This is a genomic window from Sphingobacterium gobiense, from assembly GCF_002980575.1.
Lineage (GTDB): Bacteria > Bacteroidota > Bacteroidia > Sphingobacteriales > Sphingobacteriaceae > Sphingobacterium > Sphingobacterium gobiense.
On record NZ_PVBS01000004.1, the window covers coordinates 138,342 to 150,195 of the forward strand.

General features: G+C 40.3%; 10 protein-coding genes. 4 read left to right on the plus strand and 6 right to left on the minus strand.

Annotated features, from left to right (window positions below; genetic code table 11):
- Position 1: 1 nt before the first annotated feature.
- The gene (locus tag C5749_RS16890; RefSeq protein WP_181151499.1) at positions 2 to 1,240 is read left to right on the plus strand and encodes a DUF4374 domain-containing protein; all 1,239 of its coding nucleotides are present in this window, start codon (positions 2 to 4) and stop codon (positions 1,238 to 1,240) included.
- 106 nt (positions 1,241 to 1,346) lie between these two features.
- On the opposite strand, the gene C5749_RS16895 is transcribed toward C5749_RS16890, so the two are convergent.
- From C5749_RS16895 to C5749_RS16910, 3 genes are all read right to left on the minus strand, one after another.
- Positions 1,347 to 1,808, minus strand: a complete 462-nt coding sequence (locus C5749_RS16895) for an Hsp20/alpha crystallin family protein (protein ID WP_146113780.1) — start codon at positions 1,806 to 1,808, stop codon at positions 1,347 to 1,349.
- 374 nt (positions 1,809 to 2,182) lie between these two features.
- Positions 2,183 to 2,515: a hypothetical protein gene (locus C5749_RS16905; RefSeq protein WP_105727416.1), complete on the minus strand. Its 333-nt coding sequence runs from the start codon at positions 2,513 to 2,515 to the stop codon at positions 2,183 to 2,185.
- 12 nt (positions 2,516 to 2,527) lie between these two features.
- Positions 2,528 to 3,079: an RNA polymerase sigma factor gene (locus C5749_RS16910; protein WP_105727532.1), complete on the minus strand. Its 552-nt coding sequence runs from the start codon at positions 3,077 to 3,079 to the stop codon at positions 2,528 to 2,530.
- A gap of 370 nt (positions 3,080 to 3,449) precedes the next feature.
- On the opposite strand from C5749_RS16910, the gene C5749_RS16915 reads away from it, so the two are divergent.
- Positions 3,450 to 3,665 (plus strand): hypothetical protein, encoded by a 216-nt coding sequence (locus tag C5749_RS16915; RefSeq protein WP_105727417.1) that lies wholly within the window; start codon positions 3,450 to 3,452, stop codon positions 3,663 to 3,665.
- A 118-nt stretch (positions 3,666 to 3,783) separates the two neighbouring features.
- Here C5749_RS16915 and C5749_RS16920 read toward each other — a convergent pair whose 3' ends face one another.
- From C5749_RS16920 to C5749_RS16940, 3 genes are all read right to left on the minus strand, one after another.
- Entirely contained in the window at positions 3,784 to 4,443 is a 660-nt protein-coding gene (locus C5749_RS16920; protein WP_105727418.1) for an HIRAN domain-containing protein, read from the minus strand.
- A gap of 631 nt (positions 4,444 to 5,074) precedes the next feature.
- Complete coding sequence (locus C5749_RS16935; protein WP_105727421.1) at positions 5,075 to 6,538, minus strand: ATP-binding protein; 1,464 nt, start codon at positions 6,536 to 6,538, stop codon at positions 5,075 to 5,077.
- 39 nt (positions 6,539 to 6,577) lie between these two features.
- Positions 6,578 to 7,186 carry a helix-turn-helix domain-containing protein gene (locus C5749_RS16940; protein ID WP_105727422.1) on the minus strand — a complete coding sequence of 203 codons (609 nt, stop codon included), beginning with the start codon at positions 7,184 to 7,186 and terminating at the stop codon, positions 6,578 to 6,580.
- A gap of 655 nt (positions 7,187 to 7,841) precedes the next feature.
- Between C5749_RS16940 and C5749_RS16945 the strand changes: the two genes are divergently transcribed.
- Positions 7,842 to 8,639, plus strand: a complete 798-nt coding sequence (locus tag C5749_RS16945; RefSeq protein WP_181151500.1) for a TlpA family protein disulfide reductase — start codon at positions 7,842 to 7,844, stop codon at positions 8,637 to 8,639.
- Positions 8,636 to 11,851 (plus strand): SusC/RagA family TonB-linked outer membrane protein, encoded by a 3,216-nt coding sequence (locus tag C5749_RS16950; protein ID WP_105727424.1) that lies wholly within the window; start codon positions 8,636 to 8,638, stop codon positions 11,849 to 11,851. Before C5749_RS16945 ends, C5749_RS16950 begins: the two co-directional genes overlap by 4 nt.
- Positions 11,852 to 11,854 lie beyond the last annotated feature (3 nt).

The following is an 11,854-nucleotide window of genomic DNA, read 5'->3' on the forward strand; positions in this document are numbered from 1 at the left end:
TATGAGAAAGTTAAAACAATACAGGAGTGTGGCCTTGGCTTTAGGCTTTGCAGTTGCTGCCTCTTCTTGCAGTAAAGATGACAATGGGGGCAATGACCGCCCCAACGAACCGATAATAGAAGGTGGTCAAGCTTACGTTTTAGGCGTAGGTGTAGAGGCCGGTACCGATTATATCAACTATATCGTGCATACCAAGGACCTGTTGAATGGCAAGATTTCCCTGTTGAATAATGGTATCCTGCAGGAGGGTTACCGCGAATACCTGAACATCAACAATTACTTTTATTCCATCGGCGGATTGGGCGTCAACAACGTCGATGCGTATTACATTAATAACGAGAGCCGACTGACCGCGAAAACAGGGGTTACTTCCAATACTGGAGCCGAGGATTACCTGAGCGTCAATAATGACAAAACCTTCTTGGGCGCTAAGCTCGTGGTTGATGATAAATTTGACGGCAACATGGAATTTTTTGAGGTTGATACCGATGGTTACACCGTGAAAGAGACGGTAAAAGTTCCGGCCAAAGATGTCTACAAAGATCCGGAAAACAAACACGGCTGGCGCCATACCGGCATGGCGGTCAGCGGCGACCGGGTTTACCAAACCATCTTTCCTTACGCGAACGGCGTTAGCCCGAATTTAGACACGAACTACGTTGCGGTATATAGCTATCCAGAATTTGAACTGGAAACCGTTATCAAAGACGACCGTACCGGCCCGGCAGGTGCTCCCGTTAACATATCGGGTATATTCACGGCAGAGAATGGCGACGTGTATACGGTTTATCACGGCGGCTATGGATTCGACCCAAAAGGAAATTATAAAGAAGGTGGTATTTTACGCATCAAGGCAGGTACTACCGAATTTGATAAAGGCTATCATTTTAAAACCGAAGGTATACCGAATGGCGGTAAGCTTATCAAAGCAACCTACATAGGTAATAATAAGCTACTGGCGCACAAGTATACGGCCGAACAAAATGGACAGTGGGATCAAACCAACCTCACGTTCGTTATTGTGGACCTGGTCGCGCGAACCATTACAGCGGTGAAGGATGCACCCATCTATCAGTATTCTGAGCCGGCCTTTGTGGATGGCGATAAAGCTTATGTACCAGCCAAAGTAGGGGCATCATTACATATCTATCAAATCGATATCCCTACAGCAACAGCTACAAAAGGAATTGAGATCGAAGCTTCCTATGTAAAGGGAATAGGTAAGTTGCACAAACAATAACGATAGGATTTGTTTTAATGTTTAAGCCTCGGTCGTATCCGAGGCTTAAACATTATGATTTATCCATAGCTGAAGCACCTATTAAGTACCCATTTTACGTTAGGTGTTAGGACACTAAAACTTCTTGTCCCGCAGGCATTTTATCTGGATCTTTTTTCAAGATGATCGTCAAGATCCCTTCTTCGTAGCTTGCGTGCACATTTTCAATTAGTAAATCGTCTTGTAATCGAAATGCACGTTTAAAAGCACCTACATGTTGTTCTTGGTAAACATATTTTAACCCAGGTTCTATTTCTGCCTCTTTGCAAGTAATCGTGAGCACCTGCTCTGTGATATTTACTTGAAACTGATCTTTTTTTCTGCCTGCTGCAAATACTTGGATTTGATAGAATTCATCGTTCTCCGCGATATTTACCGGAATATAAGTTTTCTGATCACCTTTGCTGGCAAACGGAGGTGAATCGTTGAATAGGTGATGTTGTAATTTTTCAAACTTTCTTCTAAAATCCCCACGGCAGTCCCTGCCGAGGCCTTGATTTACACTGTTGTATGCATCTTTTCTAAACATTTTTTTTTCTTTTAATACGTTAATAGATAGGAACAATTTTCGGTGTATCCTGTAAAGAATTTTCTAATGGCATAACTGCGTGCTGTGGATCGCTATGCGCTGCTTTCATTCTACGCTTCTGGATCTTTGCGTGCACTAACGTGCCAATAGTAAATAATGCCGTTGCGAGCAGGAGGATTTTAAATATCGCTCCTATCACTATTGTAACTAATCCAATTACTGCCGTTATGAGGAGTAATCTGGGTAGTAAAAATTGAAATTTATTTTTCATGTTCTTTTAATTATTTATTTTGTAAAGGCCTTTGTCGTAGTAGACGTACAATAAGAAGCTTTTACTTTAAACTTTTTGAAATTTTTCGATTTTTTTTCCAAGACTAAAATTTACAACGTGAATCAAAGCGTCGTTTCCATTCCTCACGCAAACGCTGACGATCTTCTTCCGAAATGTCTTCCCTATCCATATCTCTATTTTTAAATCTTCGTCTGAAACCACCCGGTCTACCGAATCCTCGGCCAAATAATAATTTAGATAATAGGAATAACCCTAAGGCTTGCCAGTAACTAATAGCTTTAAACCCAAAGATTTCAGGGACTAAAGTATTCCATAAAAATTGGAGCAGGGCAATGACTAGGAAGAAGAAGACTACGATGGCGAGTCCTATAAAAATCTTTTTACCCTTTCTTTTACTACTCATAAATCTTTTCATCACTATTTAATTTTAAGAATTTAACTCATCATACAACCCCCTCAAGCGAAGACGCAAATGTTTAACAGCATAGCTTTTTCGACTGATGATGGTTTTAAGGTTTTCATTTTCTTGATTGGCAATCTCTTGGAGGGTCATATCCTCGATCTCATTCATAACAAATACTTTCTTTTGCTTCTCCGGCAACTCGTCCAAGGCTTGCATCAGCTCATCCCAAAAAATCTCTTTAAACATCTTGAGTTCCGGACTACTGGATTCATCCGCAACGAGGAGATGGGCAATAGAGAATGATTCATCATCTCCTTCACCAGCGAGTTCTTCTAGTGATTCATGCTTCTTCTTTCGATAAGAGTCTGTAATTTTATTTCTAGTTACCGAATACAGCCATGCCCCGGCATTGCCCAAATCGTCTATATTGGTAACCCTTGAAAACTGATACCAAACTTCTTGCAGAATGTCTTCAGCGTCAGCAGTACGCTTGACCCTCGCTTTTACGAAGCGTAGTAATTGGGCGCCATAAGTCTTGACGGTTTCTCTAAAAGATTTTGTATCTCTCGCTGACATTATTTGTTGCTCTGCCCGGTCCATGTATACGTAGACGAATCCAAAAGCATTTTACTTTAAATAATCTGCATTATTTAAATATATAGAATTTATGGTGACGATCTCAAGAATAATTCTTATTTCACCTTGCTGAATAAGGTCATAAGAATTAGGACGGCTCAAAATTGAAATAACGTTTACTATAAAGTAAATAACCTCAAATGCTCCCCATCACCGTAGAAGTGACCAAACTCTATTTTTGCTATCCTCTAAAAGACTGTTCTTTAATTTTGTAATCTGCCGCGCAATACTCATCGGTTCCTCTCGTTGTTAAGAAAATTTCTATATCTTTGAGAAAGAGGTTGAAACAAAATTAGGCAGGAGTGATACCATGGGAACAAGAGAATATTTATTGGACAAAGCGAAGAGGCAGGGCTTGGAGAAAGGTCTTCAGAAAGGCAAGCAAGAAGAGCGTGCTAAAGCCGAGGCTGAAAAGTTGGCTGAGAAACTGAAGTCCGCTTTAAATTTCAAAAAAATGGGTATCCCCGCACGGGATATTGCCGAAGGTTTGGGACTTACAGTTGAGCAGGTTGAAAAATTGAAATAACGCTTACTATAAAGTAAATAACAGAGATAGCCGAACAAAAATACGTTCGGCTTTATTGTTTTAGAGATTCCTACATCCATACTACCGGCCGTTCGCCATTGCAATAGATAAAAGTAATTTACCCTGCCGACACCGTCACAAATATCTTTCTCATGATGCCATTCTGCTCAACAGCTTTCACTTGTATACGTAAAGATTGCTCGGGAGCCTGATGAAAGACTCGGCAATGGATTTTCTTGATGTATCCAATCTCATGTCCATTAAAAGATAATTTCACTGCTTCTTTGTCAAACTGATTGTCATCTTCAAATGTATACTGGAGAAAATCTCCTTTTTTAACGGTATCCTTTGGCAGGTTAATATGGGAGAGGCCGGAAAGATCTGTTAGAAAATGTACATTTGAATGATATATATACTCTGCAAGAAACTCAAAGTTATCACTTGCTGTCAACCCCTGCGTTTTCCCTAATAAATAGAATCTGTCATCCGCTTTGGAAGGATCGACCTCCCAAAACGCGTAAAAGTTATTTATGTCCGGCCGTTCAGCCTTAATCAATCTATGGGAAAAAATTTGCAGGACATTATTGTCGTAGACTTTATCTAAATGTTGAAATTCAAAATAAGGAATAAAGCCCTCGGATTTTACTAAATCTTTTGTTTGCGGAAGATATTGAAACGTTACATTATTATCTTCACTTCTTTCCAAAAGTCCAACAATATGCCTACGGGAACCCTTTCCCTTACGCCATGCAAGATATATTTTTGAAAACTCAGCCATGGTGAATGTTTGTAATGCGTTATAATAACATATTAGTTCTCTGCCGGGTGATAATGCTGGGGAATTTTGTTTATGATGTTGTCATAATATATCATTACCGCTAAAAGTTTCGGGTCGATCCAGTCTGTTATTTGGAATATAAATTTTCGGATTTGTATAGCTTGCGAAAAATCGACGATATTGCCTTTAAAGCAAATAGGTTCTTTATGGTACACTCTGTTCCTGAATTCACGAATTTCTCTTAGCATAAACTTTTTGTATATTTGCATTGTTATGCTTGGTCAAGCCTCTTTCCTAACGGAAACGTAACCAAGTCAAGGTTTAAGCTTCGGTCGTATCCGGGGCTTTTTTTGTGGAAATATTTTTCAGCGGTATTTGATATTTCCCAAGCTTGCATAGCACTTCGTTGCAGGAGATTCAAATGATCTGCAATTGGCAAATGATGTTTTGTGAATATGAGCATGAATTGGTTTTAAAGTTTATAAATAAAAAGACCCGCAAGCTGTTCTGGTGGGAAGCAATACGAGTACCGTTATAGCAAAGATAGAAAAAAGATTTTAGAAAAACTATTTATAATTTGTTTTTACAACGAAACCCACATACCGGGCGTACTAGGGGACTTCTAACTGAATTATGAATTCCTAATTTCGTGATTTTTTGGTAGTAATTTCCAATAGCCCGACCTCTCGCCTTCCTTCCTAATCACCAAATTTTGGTTCCTAAGATTGCGTATGTTTTTTTCTACCGCCCGCTCTGTTATCCCTAGTCTTTTAGCCATCTCAGGTATTGTTATAAATTGGTTTATATAAACCATTTCTAAGATTTTCAATGCGCTTTTTCCTATTTTTACCGGAGATTTAGCTATTAGAAGTTCTATAGTCTCCGCCCAAGTACGCTCGGAACTTTTCCCCGAACTTTTCCCCGAACTTTCCCCCGAACTTTTCTCTTCTGCTCTTTGAAAAACCACTGTAAACATCCCATCAGTTTTAAACTGAGGTTCGGGAAGTTTAGCAGATTTCATTAGATCCCGAATCCTGCTAATACCTGAGCCTACCTGTTCCACCATGTGGATGCGAACAAATAGACCGAATATGAGAGGATTTCGGCTGTGGCTCTTTGTTCCAAATTCAGCTAACGAAATGGCACTGGTTAAGCCTCCAGGGTTGCTAATTTCAACTCGGTCTTTAAATAGCTCGATGGTTATCCTTGCGCCTTTATCATAGTAATCCCGGTGCGAGAGCGCATTGATAATAGCCTCTTTAAAAGCTGTTTCAGGGATTTCCCAAATTTCCTTCCTTGGTCCGCTGCCTTCAATTTCATAACGAACAGAAAGTTTCCCTTTTAGCCATTGCATGGTTTGTTCGTATTGTTTCATTAAGGCACCGCCGTAAACCTTATCGTCAATAATGTTGGTTTTATTGATTCCGTCAAAAGCTATACAACGGATGACAGCGGTTTCTATAAATTGCTCCGGTGCAGTTCCAAAAAATAGTACCCCTCCATTTTTTATGCTCCCATCTAGTAGTATCAATTTTAAATTATGAATGATTTGCTCTTGACTAACGGTATTGGATAAGCCACTTTGCAGCCTAAATTCTTCAAACCAATTTGGGTCTATGTCTTTTGATAAATCAAAATCATTGCAAGGAGCTTCATCAAAATAAATGCGATCTGACTGTTGGAAGAAATCACGCATCTGTTCAACCGTAGTGAGTTTTTGAGTATTTGGTCCTTGGCGGACGTAAATAACACCAGATAGGGCATAAGGTTTTTGGATGCCGGTATTCACCTCAATCACCCAAATAGTTTTCCCCTCAACTTCCACTGAATAAAAATCAGTTGCCAAATGGGGATTAATTTCATTTATAGAATTTTGTATGGCAGACCTTTTGGCATTATCGAGCGTTGTGCCATGAACTACATTATCATCACTCACTCCGATCAGCAAAACACCTCCGGCAGAATTAGCAAAAGCACAAATCTCTTCTGTTATCTCTTTTACCTTATTGGGCACATGTATTTTGAACTCGGCATTGTAGCCTTCTCCTGCTTGCGCAATGCTTTTTATATCTTCGGGTGTGAGTTGTTTGTTCATAATTATCTTTGGTTAGCAGTTTTATTAAGAGTAAATCCATCACTCCGCCTTTCCGAGCCGCAAAACTTTCTTGCCTGCTTCTGTAGTATAATATTTTTGATCGTGGCGACGGGGGGATTCGGGATAGAGCATCGCTATCCAATTATTCTTAAGTGCTATGCTGAAAACTATATTAAAGTTCTTACTTCTAGAAAGTAATCCCACTTTTTGGACAAATATATTTTTTGGAACCGTTGTAAAGCCAACAATAAGTATTTTTCCTAGTCGCTGGATATCTTCATCTCGTAAAGTGATCAATATTTCATTTCCATTCAATTTTTTCACTTGGTTCTTTACATGTGTTATCTGTTCTGTCGACAACGGCTTATCCGACTTTTCGATCAAAGGTTCAGATAAGTTGGCCAGTTGTTCGGCGATATTTTCACTTCCTTCTCGAAGGCCTTTAAATATCTTATGCAAGGTTTTTAGCGTCATCGGTATTTCGCCTCTTTCGTACTTTCGGAGCTGATCTTCATCCATGTCGATTGAATTAGCGAAGGTTTCCGCGCTCTTGTGGCCTCGGGATTTTCTTTTTTCTCGGATAAAATCCCCTAGCGTTTTCAGAAAATTTTCGAATTCCTTGTCCTGTTCTTCATTGGTGTTTGCCATAAAGCAATTACGATATTAAGTTTCTTAGTAAACAGGAGTTATAATTATTGTTTTTAATTTGATTTTGTGGATTTATATAGTTATGTTTGTTCTGTGAAATATGCGATGTAGTATGTAAAAGTGTATGCGAATCGTATAAAATATTATTATTGTGCAAAGGGCTTTTGCATAATAACAACATAGAATAACTTAAAATCTTGCGGAGAAAAGTAGGACGTTCGAGCGCAAGGAGTAGGAAAGGCCTTCGTCTTATACTATCTTTGTATAGTCATAAGGCGGGTCGCCCTGCTTGCTCTGTGCTCGGCCGTTGAAAAACGGTGGCCGTCCTACGCCTTCTCGGCAGAGCAAGCAATAGGGTGGCTTTTTACATTCATTTTCTTCTCTGCTAGTTTCTCCTCAGCCAGAAAATAGAAGAGTATGAACCACAAAAAACAACTTTATAAAAATCTAATAGCGGCCCCCGAGTAGCTCGGATGACCATTGTAAACCATGGATGCGTGTTACGAAACCGATTACTAAAAATTATGAATACCCGGCCTTCTCGCATTCCAATTACATTTTATTTATTAACCGCGAAGCGGTAAAAGCTAGAACAGCGGGATAGCTGCAGAATCTTGCTCCATAGTTTCAACCGCTTCGGCTAAAACCAAAAAGAATGCAAAAATTATGCAATAGGGAGAACTATGCGCTGTGGCGAAGCATACTATCCCGAACTTATAACCGCCTTTTTAAATCAAGATATAACCGAAGCCGAACGTTGTTCAGCTTTGCGGTGTCCGTATGTTTTTCAATCCGATCATTTTCATTAATGGCATTGAAGAACAAAGGAGTCCTTCTTTATGGACTTCTTTGTTTCATGTTGTTTAATCTATCAACAGCCCAGGCGCAGTCTCCCGAGAACGGGGAGGCTGCCGAAGGGCAAACCGAGATCCGTCCTTTACAAATAGGAGAAACGATACCGGAGGAATTATGGAACATGCCTTTACAGGTGGTAAATCATCCCACGGGAAAAGAAACCATTTCGTTAAATGATTATCGGCATAAGGAGTTGATCATACTGGATTTCTGGGCAACGTGGTGTGGGAGTTGTTTGAGTTCAATCCGAACCTTATATCATCTATCTGACAATAACCCCGATGTTGGAATGCTGCCGGTAGCCAAACAAACGGCTGACGAGATCGATAAAGCGCAATCTATCAAATATTGGTTTAAAGATATCAAACAGGTATCTGTTGTTAACGCGGATTTCCTTTCTCGTATTTTCAATAGTGTGTCCGTGCCCCATCTCGTGTGGATTAGCGATGGCCAGGTTAGGGCGATAACAAACGGTTTGGCACTTACACAAGATAATATTGATGATGCTGTCTCTGGGAGGTGGTTTAAAATTCCTTTGAAAGCACTTGATCCCTATAACACAATTTCGCGGCAAAATAAAAAAGGGGGTAGGGAATGAGAACATTTATTTTATGCATCCTTTTCGTTTTGCCCTACACAGTTTTCAGTCAGGAAGGTGTAGTTTTCTCGGGAACAATTAGGGATGCCGAGACGGGTATCGCGATTCAAGGGGCTGTGGTGAGCTTGAGGAAGTCGAATATCTCGGCATTGACTAATCCGGAAGGCAGGTATAGACTTTTAATTAAGCGATCTAATGCAAATGATACGCTGTCAGTGAGAAATATCGGCTACGAACCTTTGAGTCAGAGGGTTTCTCTCGGCATAGATAGGCATTTCGAAATCAACCTCGAACGAAAAAATACAATTTTGGAAGAGGTGGAAATTAATACAGGATACCAAACACAAAAGAGGCGCTCATCTACCGGATCCGTTGAACTGATCAGTAAAGAAGACTTAGACTACGGTGCGGGAGCAAATCTTCTGGACAGGATAGAGGGGCTTTTTTCCGGCGGGACATTTGACAGGACGAATTATAACTTTAACGGGATTCCTCAGCAACCTGATCTCACGGTTCGAGGCGCGTCAAGCCTGATGGCTGAAACGTTTCCGTTAATTGTTGTCGACAATTTCCCTTTTGAGGGGTCGTTGGACGACATAAACCCAGATGATATTGAAAATATAACTATTCTGAAGGATGCGGCCGCTTCATCGATTTGGGGTGTTAAGGCGGGTAATGGTGTGTTGGTAATAACGACAAAAAAGGGTAAGCTAAACCAACCGCTAACCATTGATGTTGGAACCAATCTTATATTGGGAGCCAAGCCCGATCTGTTCTCGGAACAAATAGTTTCTGCCGCCGATTTTATCGAAATGGAAACCTTTTTGTTTGACAAGGGTTTCTATACGAACCAAATCAATGACAGTCGAAAGCCACCACTATCACCAGTTATACACCTCTTACTTCAACATGAACGAAACGAGATTGACAGAGCGGAAATGGAAAAGCAATTTGGCGTCCTACGAAATAGAGACGTGAGAAATGATTTTTTGAAACATGTATATAGAAATCCTGTTGAAAGCAATACTACTTTCAACATGAGGGGAGGGGGTGATAAAACAACATATTCGTTTACTTTGGGCTATAACAGCAACTTGTATAATATGCCGATGAATGCAAGAAAACGATTGACCGCACGGTATAACCAATCGTATAGACCTATTGATAAGCTTTCCATATCGACTGATCTGGCCTATACTTACCTAACTACATCGCAATATAATAGTAGCAATATGATAGGGTACAATCAAATGCTCGTGAATGGTAAGAAATTATACCCTTATGCCCAGTTGCATGATGCGCTGGGAGGCAATGCTATTTTGTACAAAGATTACGATAAATCCTTTATTGACGATAATGAATCCAAAGTGACAAGGGATTGGTCTTTTAGGCCGCTGGATGAGATGAATAATCACGGAAGCAAATTGCAGCGGGATCAGATCGTTGCAGGATTAAATTTGGATTATGAGTTTGTGCAAGGGGTCAGGGTCTCCATAAATTCACAGTTTAACAGAGCTATATCGGAATCTTCTTCCTATTACGAGGAAGAAAGCTATTTTACTAGAAATCTTTTCAATAGGTTTACATATGTAAGCGATTCGGAAATAGAGCATAATATTCCCAAGGGCGGAATCATGGATAAAGATAATACTAAACTTTGGGGGTACGCACTTCGTTCACAATTATCTGCCAACAGGATGTTTGGTGATAGGCATAGTTTTGATGGTTTACTAGGGGCAGAGGTAAGGGAGGTGAATAATAGTGGTGATCAAAGGAGAAACTACGGCGTGTATGAAGATAGAAATATCTACGAATTAGTCGATTTTACCGCGACGAAGAGAATATTTCCCGTGTTGGGCAATCGGGCATTTATACCCAATCGGATCGGGTTTAGCAGGACGAGCAACCGATTTGTGTCTTTTTACTCAAATTTCAATTACGGCCTAGATGAGCGTTATTATCTTTCATTAAGCGTAAGAAACGACGCATCCAATATCTTTGGAGTAGATATGAAAAACAAATGGTCGCCATTGTGGTCGGTTGGAGGCGCCTGGGAAGTATCGAGAGAACCGTTTTTTAAATCAAATCTTGTCGACTACTTCAAACTGCGTGCGAGTTTCGGTTATAGTGGAAATGTGGACTCGCAGATCCCGGCCGAACTGGTTCTTCAACGTGTGTCATATTTAGATTTCTACACAAACTTACCGTTTAATTCAATCGTTTCCCTTCAAAATCCCGAACTGAGCTGGGAGAAGGTGAGGACGTTTAACGTTGCAGCAGACTGGCGTATGCTTAACAACCAATTAGCTGTTACGATAGACTACTATAGGAAAAAGTCAATGGACCTTCTAGGTTCCGCTATTGTCGATCCTACGTTGGGCGTAAGTGCAGTCACCATGAATTCAGCACAGTTAATGGGGCAGGGACTAGATTTAAGTATCAGTGCAAATGTTAGAAGAGGGGAGTGGGGCTGGAATGGAACACTGAGGGCAGGTTATAATAAAACAATACTGGATAAATATTTCGCTAGGCCCCAGACGGTAACTAGCAATGCAATCAACGCGGCTGATTTTGTTGGAAAGGAACATAAGGTATTAACAAGTTTAAAATGGCACGGATTAACAGAAGATAGTGGCGCTCCCGTTGGCTATATAGGAGAGGAGCCATCAACTGCATATCTAGATATACTTCGCAACACGCCTCTTGACGAGTTAGTTTACCATGGTTCCAGTATTCCGAGAACGAGTCTTCTGCTTAGAAATATCCTGAAATATAAATCCTGGGAAGTAGGCTTTACGTTTTCTGGCCAATTTTTTTACTTTTTTAGAAGAAACAGCATTGACTATGGCCAGTTTTTTAATAGATGGGAAGGACATGCGGATTTCGCCGATAGATGGCAACAACCGGGCGATGAGAAAACGACTAGTATACCTGCATTCAACTATCCAGTCGATACCAACAGAGAGGGCTTCTATGGGTTAAGCGAAATTTTGGTTAGGAGAGGCGATCATCTTCGTCTACAGGACATACGTGCTGCCTACCGGACTGCAATAAATAATAGAAAAATGGGTGCAAGAAATATAGAACTGTTCATGATGGCTTCCAATCTTGGATTGGTCTGGACAAAAAATGCAGAGAGAATTGACCCTGTTTATGATTCTGGAATTGGTCCGTCGACGACAATAACGGGCGGGTTAAAAGTTGGATTTTAAAAA